Origin of the sequence: Amycolatopsis minnesotensis, from assembly GCF_039529815.1 — a bacterium.
Lineage (GTDB): Bacteria > Actinomycetota > Actinomycetes > Mycobacteriales > Pseudonocardiaceae > Amycolatopsis > Amycolatopsis minnesotensis.
In genome coordinates, this window is the sequence record NZ_BAAANN010000013.1 from 46981 (window position 1) to 60152 (window position 13172).

Genomic DNA, 13172 nt, shown 5'->3' on the forward strand with positions numbered 1-13172 from the left:
CCTCCGGCCCGGAAGGCCCGTCACACGGTGCTGACCGGGTGCCGCCGATCAAGCCACGCCTTCCGGGCTGGCGCCGTCGACCTGCACGCCCTTGGCGGTGATCCGCTCGATCTCGGCCAGGTCCTCCGCCGACAGGTCGAGGTCCGCGGCGGCGAGGCTGTCCTCGATGTTCTTCGGCTTGCGCGCGCCGACGATCGCGACGTGCACGCCGGGCCGCGCGAGCACCCACGCGATCGCCACCTGGCTCACCGTGGCGCCCCTGGCCTTGGCGAACTCGGCCAGTTCGGCGACGGCCTCGACGTTGCGGCGCAGGCTGTCGCCCTGGAACGCGGTCGCCTTCGAACGCCAGTCGCTCGCCTCGAACGTGGCGTCCGCGGTGAGCGAGCCGGTGAGCAGCCCGCTGCCGAGCGGGCTGTAGGCCAGCACGCCGATGTCGTGCTCCCTGGCGTAGGGCAGCGGGTCGGTTTCGATGGCGCGGCGGAACAGGTGGTACGGCGGCTGCAGCGTCTCGACCGGCCGCGTGCGGTCGAAGTCGGCGAGCTGCGCGGCGTCGTAGTTCGACACCCCGGCGTGGCGGATCTTGCCCGCGTCGACCAGTTCCTGCAGCACCCCCGCGGTCTCCTCCGCCGGGGTGTCCGCGTCGGGCCAGTGCACCTGGTACAGGTCGATGTGGTCGAGCCCGAGGTACTCGAGGCTCTCGTCGACGCCCTTGCGGATCCAGTCCCGGCCCGCGTCGCGCGGCCGCTCGCCACCGGGGTTGATCCCGCCCTTGGTGGCGATCACCAGGCTGTCGCGGTCCCGCTTCAGCTCGTCGCGGAGGGCCTTGCCGAGCAGGGCCTCCGACTTGCCGAACCCGTATGCCTGTGCCGTGTCGAAGAAGTTGACGCCGAGTTCCCTGGCGTGCTGGATGGCCGAGATGGCGGTCTGCTCGTCGAACGAGCCCCAGTCACCGCCGAGCTGCCAGGTCCCGAAGGCGATCCTCGAGACGTCGAGGCCGCTCTTGCCCAAAGTCGTCCTACGCATGCCTCCAGCACACCACAGGCTCTGGATCGATGCATCCGGCGGTTCCGGTCAGCGGAGCACTCCGGCGGGGCGATCGACCGGCCACGGGCGGATCTCCTCCAGCAGCTTCGCCACCGCGAGCACGAGATCGTCCGAGTGCCGCGGCCCGACGATCTGCAGCCCGACCGGGAGCCCGCTTTCGGTGAACCCGGCGGGCACGCTGATCGCGGGCTGCTGGGTCATGTTGAACGGGTAGCTGAACGGCGTCCACTCCGGCCAGCCGCTCATCCCGCTGCCCGGCGGCACGTCGACGCCGGCCTCGAACGGCGCGATCGGCATGGTCGGGGTGATCAGCACGTCGTAGCGGGTGTGGAACTCGCCCATGTGGATCCCGAGCGCGGCACGCTCCGCGTTCGCGCCGAGGTAGTCGCTCGCGGAGTAGGTGAGGCCCTGTTCCCACACCTTCCGCAGGCCGGGGTCGATGACCTCCGCCGAACCGGCCGGGAAGCTGTCCAGCCACTTCGCCGCGCCGGTCGACCACAGCACGTCGAAGGCGTCCTTCGGGTCGCTGAACCCGGGCGCGGTCTCGGTGACGTTCAGCCCGGCCTCGGTGAGCGCGGCGACCGCGGAGGTCACGATCTTCGCGATCTCGGGGTCGACCTTGACGTAGCCGAGGTCGGGCGAGAACGCGGCGTTGATCCCGCGCACGTCGCGGCGGACGGCCGACCGGTAGTCGCCGGCGAGCGGCGGAAGTGCCGCGGGATCGCGGAAGTCGGCCAGCGCGAGCACGTCGAGCAGGAGCGCGATGTCGTCGACCGAGCGCGCCATCGGCCCCGCGTGCGCGAGCGCGCCGAACGGGCTCGCCGGGTAGAGCGGGATGCGGCCGTGCGTCGGCTTGAGCCCGACGATGCCGCAGAACGACGCCGGGATCCGCACCGAGCCACCGCCGTCGGTGCCCACCGACAGCTCACCCATCCCGGCCGCGACCGCGGCGGCGCTGCCGCCGCTCGACCCGCCCGCGGTGCGGGTGGTGTCCCACGGGTTGCGGGTGATCCCGGTGAGCGGGTTGTCCGTGACGCCCTTCCAGCCGAGCTCCGGTGTCGTGGTCTTGCCCAGCAGCACCAGCCCGTTCTCGCGCAGCCGCGCGGTGACCGGGCTGTCCACCTCCCACGGCTGGTCGGGGTCGATCGCCTTCGAGCCCCGCAGCGTCGGCCAGCCCTGGGTGAGGAACATGTCCTTGATCGAGGTGGGCACGCCGTCGAGCCAGCCGATCGGGTTGCCCTGCCGCCAGCGTTCCTCCGAGCCCTTGGCCTGTTCGAGCGCCGCCTCCGCGTCGACGAGGCAGTACGCGTTGCACTCCCCGTCGCGTTCCTCGATCGCCTTCAGCGCCGCCTGCGTCGCCTCGACCGGCGACAGTTCGCCCGTCGAGTACGCGGCGACGAGTTCACTCGCGGTCAGCAGGGTGCCGGTGTTGGCAGGCATTGGTCTCCTTGTTCGCCGGTTCGCCCGGTTGGCTGGTCCGTCAACGGTCGCTCGCGTCAGGGCGCGGAGGGTACGTAACCCAGGCTCTTGTCCACGACATTACGAAGCGGCTGGCCCTCGCGCCACCGCTGGAAGTTGTCCGCGAACACCTCGACGAGGGTGTTGCGCCAGCCGACGAAGTCACCCGACATGTGCGGCGACACCAGCACCTCCGACATCGTCCACAGTGGACTGTCGGTGGGCAGCGGCTCGGTCTCGAACACGTCCAGCGCGGCACCGGCGAGCTGCCCGTCCCGCAGCGCCGTGACGAGGTCCCCGGTCACCACCAGCTCGCCGCGGCCGACGTTGACGAACCGCGCGGACGGCTTCATCGCCGCGAACGCCGCGGCGTCGAACATGCCCTTGGTCTGCTCGGTCAGCGGCGCCACCGCCACCACGTAGTCGAACTCGGGCAGGTGCCCGGCGAGCGTCCCCGAGGCGTGGACGGTGCCGAAGTCGGGATCGTCCTCGCGAGCCCGCCGCCCCGCGCCGGACACCCGCAGGCCCGCCGCCCGCAGCAGCCGCGCGATCGACCTGCCGATCGGGCCGGTGCCGACGACGATCGCCCGCTTGCCCTGGATCCGCTCGCTTTCCCTGTGCAGCCAACGGTTTTCCCGCTGCAGGTCGAGCGAGCGCGCGATCCCCTTCGCGAAGGTCAGGATCACGCCGAGCACGTACTCGGCGATCGAGTCGTCGAACACGCCGCGCGAGTTGGTCAGCACGACGTCGCTGTCCACCAGTCCGGGGAACAGCACGGGATCGACCCCCGCGCTCGCGATGTGCAGCCAGCGCAGCCGATCCGCGGCGTGCCACGCACCGGGAACCGCGGTGGACAGGAAGTCGTAGACGAACAGCGCGTCGGCCCCGGCGAGCGCACCGGCCAGGCCGTCGGCGCCGGTGTACCGAACTTCCGCGGCTTGTTCGATGCTGTGCATGTCCGGCGGGTGCTTGTCGCCGCACAGCACCGCCAGCACCGGAGAATCCGTGCCGATCACATTGACACGGTATGAGTCGGTCGTATGATTGTCAACAATCCGAGGAGCCACCCCGGAGGCACTCCTTCCACATCGTTCGCCGGAGGCTGGAGCCTTGGATTTTTCGCTGCCCGAGTTCGAAGGGCCGCTCGCCCAGCGCGGGATCGGCGTGATCGCGCCGTTCGACCTCGCACTGGAGCGCGAGCTGTGGCGCTGGGTGCCGATGGAGGTCTCGCTGCACCTCGCGCGCACCCCGTACGAACCCGTTCCGGTGAGCATGGAGATGGCGCAGCTGGTCAGCAACAGCGCGCACCTCGCCACCGCCACCCGCGACGTGCTGCACGTCGAACCGGAGGTGGTCGCCTACCTGTGCACCTCGGGCAGCTTCGTCAACGGCGTCGACTACGAACGGTCGCTCACGAAGGCGATCTGCGACGCGGGCGCGCCGGACGCGGTGACCACCTCGGGCGCGCTCGCCGAGGTGCTGCAGCAGCTCGACAGCAGGCGCGTCGCGGTGATCACCCCCTACGACGCCGACCTCACCGGCAGCCTGCACCGGTTCCTCGCCGAACTCGGCGTCGACACCGTGGCGAGCGAGCACCTCGGGCTCGGCGGCGGCATCTGGAAGGTCAGCTACCGCACGATCGCCGAACGGATCCTGAAGGCCGACCACCCCGACGCCGAAGCGATCTTCGTCAGCTGCACCAACCTCCCCACCTACGACCTCATCGAGCCGCTCGAGACCGCGCTCGGCAAACCCGTGCTGACGGCGAACCAGCTGACCATGTGGGCCTGCCTCAAACGGATGCGGCTGCCTATCGTCGGCCCCGGCAACTGGCTGCGGGAGGTCAGCTGACAGGTGACCGCGCTCGACACGTCCGTTAGGATTGTCGACAATTTACAGCGTTCGCAGTGCCTTTCTTCGCAGTGCCTTTCTAGGAGGTAAGCCTTGCCGGTCATCGGCTTCATCTACCCCGACCACGCGGCCGAGGACGACTACCCGCTGGCCGAGGGCCTGCTCGGCGCCGGGGTGCGGCTGCCGGTGGCGCACATCTACGGCACCGACCTGCACGCCGTGCCCGAGCTGCTCGACCTCGGCAGCCCGGCCCGGCTCGCCGAAGGCGCGCGCCTGCTCGCCGGGCACGAACCGGATGCCGTGGTCTGGGCCTGCACGAGCGGCAGCTTCGTCTACCGTCCCGACGGCGCCCGCGAGCAGGTCGAGAAACTCGCCGAAGCGGCGGGCAAGCCCGCGTCCAGCACCTCCTTCGCGTTCGTCAACGCCGCCGCCGCACTGGGTGTGCGGAAGGTGGCCGTCGCCGCCAGCTACCCCGATGACGTGGCGAAGCTGTTCGTCGAGTTCCTCGGCGCGGGCGGCGTCGAGGTGGTGTCGATGTCGAGCGAGGACATCGACACCGCGGCCGAAGTCGGCAGGCTGGCCCCCGAGGCCGTGGTCGAGCTGGCCGTGTCGCACGACCATCCGGACGCCGAAGCGGTGCTCGTGCCGGACACCGCGATGCGCACCCTCGGCGTGCTCGGTGCGATCGAAGAGCGGCTCGGCAAACCGGTGCTCACGGCCAACCAGGTCACCATCTGGGAAGGGCTGCGGCTGGCCGGGGAAACGAAGACCGTAGATTCGTTCGGCACACTGTTCCGCAGAGGGGGCGAATGACCGTGCCGCTTGCCGATATCGAACCGGTCAGCAGGGAATCGACGGCGGGCATCATCGCCCGCCAGCTGCGCGACGCCATCATGAACGGCTCGCTGCCGCCCGGCACCCAGCTCGGCGAGACCGAGCTCGCCGCGCAGTTCCAGGTGTCGAGGGGCCCGCTGCGCGAGGCCATGCAGCGCCTGGTGTCCGAAGGACTGCTGCGCAGCGAGCGCCATCGCGGCCTGTTCGTGATCGACCTCGGGCCCGAGGACGTGTTCGACATCTACATCGCGCGCTCGGCGATCGAGCGCGCGGCCGCGCTGCGGATCGTCTTCGGCGAGCGCGAGTCGGTCGCCGCGGTGCTCGCCGAATCGGTGCGCGAAATGGCGACGGCGGCCGAGCAGGACGATCCCACCGCGCTGTCCGAGGCGGATCTGCGCTTCCACGAAGCGCTGATCGCCGCCTCCGGCAGCAAGCGCCTGGTCCGGATGGCCCGCACCCTGCTGATCGAGACCAGGATGTGCCTGTCCGCGCTGCAGAACACCTACCAGGGCATCGAAGAGCGGGTGACCGAGCACAACCAGATCATCGAGGCGATCCGCGCCGGCGACGAGGACGCGGTGCTCTCCCTTCTCGAAGCGCACATGGAAGACGCGGTGCAGCGGCTCGCCCCCGGCAACAGCCTGCGGTCCGGCCAGGCCCCGGCACCGCTCGGCCCGGTCGACGTGTCCACAGTGGACGAACGAACCCTGGTGGTGACCAGCGACGGTGACCACGCGGCGCCCGGCCGCGCGACGGCGAAGTCCGGCCGCGGCGCGAAGTAGCTTTCAGGGATCGTCACCGCGCGGCGCGGGCGCACGGCTGCCGAGGACCGGCTGACCGCCCCGGCCGTCGTTGTACGAGCGCTCCCACGGCAGGCGCCCTTCGTCGTCGGTGTACACCAGTTGCAGGGCCTGGATCTTCTCGCCGTACAGCCCGACGGCCATCAGGAGGTGCACCGAGGGCTCGGTCAGTTCGACGAGTTCGATCGACGGCGCCCCGTTTTCGAAATTGATGCGCGCACCCGGCTCCGGCGCCTCGTCGCTGTGGCAGAGATGGCCCGCGAAATCGTTCAGGAGCCCGGCCGCGACCTCGCCTGGCAGCCCGGTCACCACCAGCTCCGGCAGCCCCGCCCTGGTGAGGCCGACCGTGTAGGCCCAGTTCACGTGCACGGTGTCCGCCTCCACCGACTGGACGATCCAGCCCAGCTTCTCGATTTCGCCTGCGAGGTACTCGAGGTAGTCTCCGACGCTCTTTCCCCGGTTTTCGCATTGCCAGCACATGGGTGCTCCCCTCCGTGGTCGATGACAGCCACTATCGCGGGGAACGCCGACAGAAAACGGGGCACTTCCGGGAAAACCGAACGAAGGGAACCGTTCGTGCGGTTTCTGCCACCGAAGGCGCGCGCTCGCACCACCCCGGGAATCACACGCCCCGAAATTGTCGGCAGCACCCGGTAAAGTTGAATTCGGGGGGTCCCCCGGCGTAGCTCTCGGCGCGCCTGGTCGCGCACCGGTGGCTGACCGGCTTCCGCCACCGGCCTGGTGAAGATCATCACCGCCGGGCGGCTACTCGGCCGCCGGGTTCGGACGGCAGCCACGCACCGAGAAACTTTTCGCAGGAAGTCCCGGAGGCGTGTCGGATCGGGGCGGTGGTGTTCGTAGCAGGGGTGAGACCGCCACGAGGCGCGACCGACTTCCCGCGAGGAGAGACACCATGACCGCCACCTACACCTTCGACATCTTCTCCACGCTCGACGGCTTCGCCAACCACAGCGGCGACTGGGGCGGCTACTGGGGCAAGCAGGGCCCCGAATTCCTCGCGCATCGCGCCGCCGCCTACCGCGGCCCGCTGCGCATGGTGCTCGGGGCCAAGACCTACACGTCGAACGCGCCGTTCCTCGGCGCGGGCTTCGACCGCGGCCGGTTCGACGAGTGGATCACGCGCATGTTCGACTCCCCGGTCACCGTGCTCTCCACCGGGCTGACCGAGCCGCTCGACTGGCCGGGCACGACCATCGAGTCCGGCGACCCGGTCGACGTGGTCACGCGCCTCAAGGCCGAATCCGACGTGCCGCTGCGCTCCCACGGCAGCCTGACGCTCAACCGGGCGCTGCTGAACGCCGGTCTGATCGACGCGATCGAGGTGACGGTCTTCCCGGTGCTCTCCGGAAAGACCGGCGTGGACCGGATCTTCGACGGCGTGGACGACTTCGACCTCGAACTGATCGAGGCCAGGACCTTCGACGGTGACACACAGGTGCTGACCTATCGGCCGGCCCGGCACGGTTGATCGGCGACGGGCGGCGTTGAGCCATACCGGGATCGCCGCGTGCGCGGTGCTGCGCCCTTTGCGTCGGCCTGTTCGACCGTGCTGCCGCACGGAACCGTCCGGCCTCAGGGCACGACAGATTTGAGTTCCTGCCTGGAGCACCACGTGAAGAGCCTCGGAAAGGGCCCCGCACCGCGACTGGTGCGGGGCCCTTTCCCGTCGTCTCAGAGAGCCTCGGCGATCGCGCTGCCGAGTTCGGTGGTGGTCGCCTTGCCACCGAGGTCCGGGGTGGCGACCGCCCCTTCGGAGAGCACCTTTTCCACGGCCGCGTTGACCGCACCCGCCGCCGCTTTCTCGCCGAGGTGCTCGAGCATCATGGCGCCGGCGAGGATCTGCGCCACCGGGTTCGCGATGCCCTGACCCGCGATGTCCGGCGCGCTGCCGTGCACCGCCTCGAACATCGACGGGTACTCGCCCGGCGGGTTGATGTTGCCCGAGGGCGCCATGCCGAGCCCGCCGGTGACGGCCGCGGCCAGATCGCTCAGGATGTCCCCGAACAGGTTCGAACCGACCACCACGTCGAGCCGGTCCGGCGCCTGCACCATCCGGGCCGCCAGCGCGTCGATGTGGCACTGCTCGCCGCGGACTTCCGGGTACTCGGCCGAGATCTCCGCGAAGATCTCGTCCCAGAACGGCATCGAGTGGATGATGCCGTTCGACTTCGTCGCCGAGCACACCCGGCCGGTGCGGGTCTTCGCGAGCTCGAAGGCGTACCGGATGATCCGCTCCACGCCGACGCGGGTGAACACCGACTCCTGCAACGCGAACTCGCCGGGCTGCCCCTTGTTGTGCCGACCGCCGACCTCCGAGTACTCGCCCTCGGAGTTCTCCCTGACGATCACCATCTCCAGTTCGTCCGCGGACCGGTTCGCCAGCACCGAAGCAGTGCCGGGGAGCAGCCGCACCGGGCGGAGGTTCACGTACTGCGCGAACGCCCGCCGCACCGGGATGAGCAGGCCCCACAGGGAAACGTGGTCAGGCACGCCCGGGAAGCCGACCGCGCCGAGGAAGATCCCGTCGAACGCCGAGAGCTGCTCGACACCGTCTTCCGGCATCATCGCGCCGGTCTGGGCGTAGCGCTCGCAGCTCCAGTCGAACTCCGTCCACTGCAGACCGAACTGGTGCTTCGCCGCGGCGGCGTCCAGCACCTTGCGCGCCTCGACGGTGACATCGACGCCGATGCCGTCACCGGGAATGCTGGCGATGCGGTACTCGGTCACAGGCTCACCGCGATGTACTTGATCTCCAGGAACTCGTCGATGCCGACGGCGCCGCCCTCGCGCCCGAGCCCGGACTGCTTGACGCCGCCGAAGGGTGCCGCCGGGTTGGACACGATGCCCTGGTTGAGCCCGATCATGCCGGCGTCGAGCCGCTCGGAAACGCGCAGCGCGCGCTTCAGGTCGCTGGTGTAGAGGTAGGAGACGAGCCCGTACTTGGTGTCGTTCGCGGCCTCGACCGCTTCGTCCTCGGTGTCGAACACCGAGATCGGCGCCACCGGCCCGAAGATCTCCTCGGACGCGAGCTTCGATTCCACCGGCACGTCGGTGAGCACGGTGGCCGGGTAGAAGTTGCCGGGGCCGTCGACGACCGCGCCGCCGGTGAGCACCTTCGCGCCGCGGTCGACCGCGTCGGAGACCAGGCTGCTGACCTTGTTCACGGCCGCCTCGTCGATCAGCGGCCCCACCACGACGCCGTCCTCGGTGCCGCGGCCCATCGGCAGCGCGGACATCCGCTCGGTGAGCCTGCGGGCGAACTCGTCGACGACGCCGCGCTGCACGTAGAACCGGTTCGCCGCGGTGCAGGCCTCGCCGATGTTGCGCATCTTCGCCTGCATGGCGCCCTCGATCGCGGCGTCCATGTCGGCGTCGTCGAACACCACGAACGGCGCGTTGCCGCCGAGCTCCATCGACGTGCGGAGCACCTTCTCGCTGGCCTGCTCGAGCAGTTTCCGGCCGACGCCGGTCGATCCGGTGAAGGAGAGCTTGCGGGCGCGGCCGTCCCGGATGAGCGGCTCCATCACACCACCGGAGTCGCTGGTGGTGATCACGTTCAGCACGCCTTCGGGCAGCCCGGCCTCGGCCAGGATGTCGGCGACGGCGAGCATCGACAGCGGCGTCTGCGCGGCGGGCTTGATCACCACGGTGCAGCCCGCGGCGATCGCGGGGCCGATCTTGCGGCCGCCCATCGCCATCGGGAAGTTCCACGGCGTGATCAGGATGGTCGGCCCGACCGGCTGCTTGGTGACCAGGAACCGCCCGGCGCCGTTCGGCGCGACCGCGTAGCCCCCGTCGATGCGGACGGCCTCTTCCGAGAACCAGCGGAAGAACTCGGCCGCGTACGCGACCTCGCCGCGGGCCTCGGCGAGCGGCTTGCCCATCTCCAGCGTCATCAGCAGGGCGAGCTCTTCGTTGCGCGCGAGGAGCAGTTCGTAGGCGCGGCGCAGGATCTCGCTGCGCTCGCGGGGCGAGGTGGCGGCGAAGGACGCCTGTGCGGTGACCGCGGCGTCCAGCGCGGCCTTGCCGTCCTCCGGCGAGGCGTCCGCGACCTCGCACAGGACCTTCCCGGTGGACGGGTCGTAGACGGGGAACGTCTTCCCGCCGCTCGCCGCGGTCCACTTGCCGCCGATGAACAGCTCCTTCGACGCTGCCTCGACGACACCGGACTCAGTGACTGCACTCATCCGTGCCACTCCTTGTGTTCATGCTTGATTGCGCCGGCTCCGAGGGCCATGCTATGCATATTGTCAACAATCGACAACCCTTGCACGCCCGATAGGAGAAACGCTGCCATGGCTCAGCTGTCGCCGCTGCTCAAGCAGGCCACCCCCGTCGTCGTCGACCATGGCGAAGGTGTGTACCTGTACGACACCACCGGGAAGCGCAACCTCGACTTCACCGCCGGGATCGGCGTCACCAGCACCGGCCACTGCCACCCGAAGGTCGTCGCCGCGGCGCAGGAGCAGATCGGCAAGCTGATCCACGGCCAGTACACGACGGTCATGCACAAGCCACTGCTCGAGCTCACCGAGAAGCTCGGCGAGGTGCTCCCCGAGGGGCTCGACTCGCTGTTCTTCGCCAACTCCGGCAGTGAAGGCGTCGAGGCGGCGCTGCGGCTGGCGCGGCAGGCCACCGGCCGCCCGAACGTCGTCGTCTTCCACGGCGGCTTCCACGGCCGCACCGTCGCCACCGCGACCATGACCACGTCCGGCACCCGGTTCAGCGCGGGCATCTCGCCGCTGATGGCAGGCGTGCACGTGGCGCCGTTCCCGAACGCCTACCGCTACGGCTGGGACGTGGAGACCGCCACCCGGTTCGCGCTGCGCGAGCTGGACTACCTGTTCGCCACCGTGAGCGCGCCCAACGAGACGGCCGCGTTCGTGATCGAGCCGGTGCTCGGCGAGGGCGGGTACGTGCCCGCGAACACCGAGTTCTTCGCCGGCCTCCGCGAACGCGCGGACAAGCACGGCATCCTGCTGGTGATCGACGAGGTGCAGACCGGGTTCGGCCGCACCGGCAAGTTCTGGGGTCACGACCACTTCGACGTGCGCCCCGACGTCGTCGTGATCGCCAAGGGCCTGGCGAGCGGTTTCCCGCTGTCCGGTATCGCCGCCTCCACCGAGCTGATGAGCAAGGCGTGGCCCGGCTCGCAGGGCGGCACCTACGGCGGCAACGCGGTGTCCTGCGCCGCCGCCGCGGCGACGCTGGCCGTCATCCAGGAAGAGGGGCTGGTGGAAAACGCGGCCGAGCGCGGGAAGCAACTGCTCGACGGCGCGCGCCTGGTCGGCGAGAAGACCCCGCAGATCGGGGACGTGCGCGGGCTCGGCCTGCTCGTCGGCTCCGAGTTCGTGACCCCGGATGGCGAGGCCGACACCGCCACCGCGCAGGCCGTGCAGAAGGCCGCCGCCGAGCGCGGGCTGCTGCTGCTCACCTGCGGCGCGCACATGAACGTGGTCAGGATGATCCCGCCGCTCGTGGTGACCGCGCAGCAGATCGACGACGCGTTGGAGATCTGGGCCGAGGCCGTCGCCGCCGGAACCCAGAGGTAAGTACTAAGGAGAAGCTCGAGTTGGCCCGATACATCACGATTTCGCTCGACAAGCGCGGCGTTTCCTGCCGGGCGCGCCTGCTCGACGACGAGGCGCCGCGCACCTGCAAGGCGGTGTGGGACGCGTTGCCGCAGAGCGCGTCCGCGTACCACGCGAAGTACGCCCGCAACGAGGTGTACACGCTGGTGCCGCCGTTCGCGGAACCCAAGCCGGGCCGTGAAAACCCGACCATCACGCCGATCCCCGGTGACGTCGTGTACTTCGGCTTCGAGGCGTGGGAGATCGGCAACCCGGCCTACGGCTACGACGACGGGAGCGAGGCGCACAGCGATCAGGGCGCCACCGACCTCGCGATCTTCTACGGCCGCAACAACCTGCTGATCAACGGCGACGCGGGCTGGGTGCCGGGCAACGTGTTCGCCACGATCGAGGAGGGGCTCGCCGAAATGGCGGCCGCCGCGCAGGACCTGTGGCTGCGCGGCGTCGAGGGCGAGACGCTGTCCTTCGCTCGCGCCGAGTAACCGCGTCACCCGACCCGGACATTACCGACGGCCACGTCCTAAATCAGGGCGTGGCCGTCACCTTTTCAGGTGATACCCGCGCGATCACCAATCGTGGCAACGCTTTTACTCTTTCGTGGCGGTGTCGCCCTCGGATGTCGCATCAAGCCCACCTTCACCCCCGGTGACCGCCGCAGGCACGATTACCACCCGCCAGTGCACACCCCCGGGCGAAAATCGAAAGAGTTACATGTTTAACCTGAGGGGCTTTGTTCACCCGGGGTTCGGGAGCGGCCGCAATGCCGGAAGCTCTTTGACAGCAACGAAAACGGGTGCGAATGTCGATCTCGCTTTCGAAAGCGGAACTGTTCGACTTCCTCTTCAAGGAGCCCCTCAATGCAGACCTCTGTCTCGCACTGGCCGCACCACTGCCACGACATCGTGTCCGGCGCACTGGCTCACCTGGCGCACGTGCTGGGCTGGCTGATCTGATCGGCTGAAGCGCGACCTCAGGCAGGGCCGGCAGCCGTGGCGGGCCGGCCCTGCCTGGACACACACCCGAAACTCTGTACAGTGTACGGCGTACAGAGTCGAAGGGATCTTTCGCATGGCACAGCAGCGCATCGGCGCTCTCGACGGAATCGGCAGCATCGGTTACGCCGCCACGGACGAGGACAGGGCGGGCATCGAGGACTGGTTCCGGCGGTACGACGAACTGGCCGAGAAGGTCGACCTCGACGGCATGGCGGACCTGGCGTACTTCCCGCTCAACCTGGTGACCGACGGCGACGAACGCGGCGCCTTCGCCGGGCAGTGGACACGGCAGCAGTACCTCGAGGGCATGAAGGCCGCGATGGGCTCAGGTGAGGTGAGTATGGACTCCACCCGCACGCCCGTCTTCCTCACCGACAGCCTCGCCGTCGTGATCACGAACGCGAGCATGACCTGGGACGGGCAGACGCAGACCGTTTCCTACGCCGACGTCCTGGTCAAGACCGACGGGCGCTGGCTGTTCCAGACCATGATCCAGGGCGGCTGGGCCGCGGCGATGCGCGACGCCGAAGGCGGAGGAGTTTCGTAACACCACGCGTCTCGTCCGTACTACGCTGCCA

Annotated in this window: 12 protein-coding genes and 1 pseudogene; 7 read left to right on the top strand and 6 right to left on the bottom strand. The window is 69.5% G+C overall.

Annotated elements, in window-relative coordinates:
- Nucleotides 1–48: 48 nt before the first annotated feature.
- From ABD256_RS17655 to ABD256_RS17665, 3 genes are read right to left on the bottom strand one after another with little or no spacing between them, the layout of a single operon-like run.
- Nucleotides 49–1023 (bottom strand): aldo/keto reductase, encoded by a 975-nt coding sequence (locus ABD256_RS17655; RefSeq protein WP_344419351.1) that lies wholly within the window; start codon nt 1021–1023, stop codon nt 49–51.
- 48 nt (nt 1024–1071) lie between these two features.
- Nucleotides 1072–2484 carry an amidase gene (locus ABD256_RS17660; protein ID WP_344419354.1) on the bottom strand — a complete coding sequence of 471 codons (1413 nt, stop codon included), beginning with the start codon at nt 2482–2484 and terminating at the stop codon, nt 1072–1074.
- A gap of 56 nt (nt 2485–2540) precedes the next feature.
- Entirely contained in the window at nt 2541–3458 is a 918-nt protein-coding gene (locus ABD256_RS17665) for a D-2-hydroxyacid dehydrogenase (protein ID WP_425546468.1), read from the bottom strand.
- A gap of 154 nt (nt 3459–3612) precedes the next feature.
- Here ABD256_RS17665 and ABD256_RS17670 point away from each other — a divergent pair, with 154 nt between their 5' ends.
- From ABD256_RS17670 to ABD256_RS17680, 3 genes and pseudogenes are all read left to right on the top strand, one after another.
- Nucleotides 3613–4353, top strand: a complete 741-nt coding sequence (locus tag ABD256_RS17670; protein ID WP_344419358.1) for a maleate cis-trans isomerase family protein — start codon at nt 3613–3615, stop codon at nt 4351–4353.
- A 93-nt stretch (nt 4354–4446) separates the two neighbouring features.
- A complete protein-coding gene (locus tag ABD256_RS17675; RefSeq protein WP_344419360.1) occupies nt 4447–5166 on the top strand; it encodes a maleate cis-trans isomerase family protein in 720 nt (239 codons plus the stop codon).
- A pseudogene (locus ABD256_RS17680) lies at nt 5163–5849 on the top strand (GntR family transcriptional regulator); the annotation flags it as partial. The gene ABD256_RS17675 and the pseudogene ABD256_RS17680, both read left to right, overlap by 4 nt.
- A gap of 123 nt (nt 5850–5972) precedes the next feature.
- On the opposite strand, the gene ABD256_RS17685 reads toward ABD256_RS17680, so the two are convergent.
- Nucleotides 5973–6467 carry a DUF4262 domain-containing protein gene (locus ABD256_RS17685; RefSeq protein ID WP_344419362.1) on the bottom strand — a complete coding sequence of 165 codons (495 nt, stop codon included), beginning with the start codon at nt 6465–6467 and terminating at the stop codon, nt 5973–5975.
- A 433-nt stretch (nt 6468–6900) separates the two neighbouring features.
- Between ABD256_RS17685 and ABD256_RS17690 the strand changes: the two genes are divergently transcribed.
- Nucleotides 6901–7476 carry a dihydrofolate reductase family protein gene (locus ABD256_RS17690; RefSeq protein WP_344419365.1) on the top strand — a complete coding sequence of 192 codons (576 nt, stop codon included), beginning with the start codon at nt 6901–6903 and terminating at the stop codon, nt 7474–7476.
- Nucleotides 7477–7679: 203 nt separating this feature from the next.
- Here the strand turns inward: ABD256_RS17690 and ABD256_RS17695 are convergent, their stop codons facing one another.
- On the bottom strand, nt 7680–8735 hold the full coding sequence (locus tag ABD256_RS17695) for a tartrate dehydrogenase (protein ID WP_344419368.1): 1056 nt from the start codon (nt 8733–8735) through the stop codon (nt 7680–7682).
- Nucleotides 8732–10195, bottom strand: a complete 1464-nt coding sequence (locus tag ABD256_RS17700) for an NAD-dependent succinate-semialdehyde dehydrogenase (RefSeq protein ID WP_344419371.1) — start codon at nt 10193–10195, stop codon at nt 8732–8734. Before ABD256_RS17700 ends, ABD256_RS17695 begins: the two co-directional genes overlap by 4 nt.
- Nucleotides 10196–10303: 108 nt before the next feature.
- Between ABD256_RS17700 and ABD256_RS17705 the strand changes: the two genes are divergently transcribed.
- From ABD256_RS17705 to ABD256_RS17715, 3 genes are all read left to right on the top strand, one after another.
- A complete protein-coding gene (locus ABD256_RS17705) occupies nt 10304–11560 on the top strand; it encodes an aspartate aminotransferase family protein (RefSeq protein WP_344419374.1) in 1257 nt (418 codons plus the stop codon).
- Between the two features lie 20 nt (nt 11561–11580).
- Nucleotides 11581–12081 carry a DUF3830 family protein gene (locus ABD256_RS17710; RefSeq protein WP_344419377.1) on the top strand — a complete coding sequence of 167 codons (501 nt, stop codon included), beginning with the start codon at nt 11581–11583 and terminating at the stop codon, nt 12079–12081.
- A gap of 586 nt (nt 12082–12667) precedes the next feature.
- Complete coding sequence (locus ABD256_RS17715; protein WP_344419380.1) at nt 12668–13141, top strand: nuclear transport factor 2 family protein; 474 nt, start codon at nt 12668–12670, stop codon at nt 13139–13141.
- Nucleotides 13142–13172: the final 31 nt, after the last annotated feature.

Coding starts and splice junctions, on each gene's coding strand:
- ABD256_RS17655 (WP_344419351.1), bottom strand. CDS start 1,023: ATGCGTAGGACGACTTTGGGCAAGAGCGGCCTCGACGTCTCGAGGATC.
- ABD256_RS17660 (WP_344419354.1), bottom strand. CDS start 2,484: ATGCCTGCCAACACCGGCACCCTGCTGACCGCGAGTGAACTCGTCGCC.
- ABD256_RS17665 (WP_425546468.1), bottom strand. CDS start 3,458: ATGCACAGCATCGAACAAGCCGCGGAAGTTCGGTACACCGGCGCCGAC.
- ABD256_RS17685 (WP_344419362.1), bottom strand. CDS start 6,467: ATGTGCTGGCAATGCGAAAACCGGGGAAAGAGCGTCGGAGACTACCTC.
- ABD256_RS17690 (WP_344419365.1), top strand. CDS start 6,901: ATGACCGCCACCTACACCTTCGACATCTTCTCCACGCTCGACGGCTTC.
- ABD256_RS17700 (WP_344419371.1), bottom strand. CDS start 10,195: ATGAGTGCAGTCACTGAGTCCGGTGTCGTCGAGGCAGCGTCGAAGGAG.
- ABD256_RS17705 (WP_344419374.1), top strand. CDS start 10,304: ATGGCTCAGCTGTCGCCGCTGCTCAAGCAGGCCACCCCCGTCGTCGTC.
- ABD256_RS17715 (WP_344419380.1), top strand. CDS start 12,668: ATGGCACAGCAGCGCATCGGCGCTCTCGACGGAATCGGCAGCATCGGT.